Source organism: Vibrio sp. 10N.222.46.A1 (assembly GCF_041473595.1).
Lineage (GTDB): Bacteria > Pseudomonadota > Gammaproteobacteria > Enterobacterales > Vibrionaceae > Vibrio > Vibrio tasmaniensis_A.
Map to the genome: position 1 here is coordinate 1 of NZ_JBFRSN010001152.1, position 717 is coordinate 717.

At 45.9% G+C, this 717-nt stretch carries 1 protein-coding gene and 1 pseudogene; both read right to left on the bottom strand.

All coding sequences use genetic code 11. The features are described from left to right. A pseudogene (locus tag AB4496_RS24695) lies at window positions 1-368 on the bottom strand (hypothetical protein); the annotation flags it as partial. A 24-nt stretch (window positions 369-392) separates the two neighbouring features. Then, the coding region (locus tag AB4496_RS24700; protein WP_372132443.1) for a hypothetical protein at window positions 393-717 on the bottom strand (325 nt) is incomplete at its 5' end.

Sequence of the window (717 nt, forward strand, 5' to 3'; positions counted from 1 at the left end):
CAATGAAGATTGCCAGTTGGTCGGTGCTTATCTGCATGGTCACGAAGTTTGCCAGATAACACTTTAACTGCAGACTGTGGATTTAAGTAACTACCTGAGTCCAACTTAGTCCCCACTTGAAACTGGTAAGGCGTCGCAGTTAATACGGTTCCAGTTTTCAACAGAGAATCAAGTTCATCGCGTAGCCTAAGCAAAGCACTCGCTTCTTCGCTTAAAGAGTGACGCCCATAACGAATGTCACTCTCAAGGCTGGTCAATCGGCTAACCGCATCATTCATCGTGGCACCGATTTGGTTTATCACCTGCTCAGACTCGGTTTGAATTGATTGCGAGCAGCTAGGCCAGCTGAGCGGGGATTGTTTCCACATAGTGCTTCTCCCTTCGAAAAGCGCTTACTCTGGGCGTATTGGCTTTTTATCTGCCATGTGTAAGTCACCGGAATCAGAGTGAGAAACAAAGTCTCGACATAAAATAGCGTACTGATTTATTTCATCCAAAGTGGCTACCGCTCGCTTGAGGTCTCCCGTTTGGTGGTAGGCTCTCTGAATGTCACACCAATTTAACTCATCGATAGCCCATTGTTGTGCCTCTGCTAACTCATCTCTTTGCTCGGCCATTTCAAGCGCGTCTGATTCAGATATAGGTGTTAACCCTTTCTTAGCTAATTCGGGGGAGTCATACGCTCGAATAATCCCCTTTTTATCAACAAAGTAATTC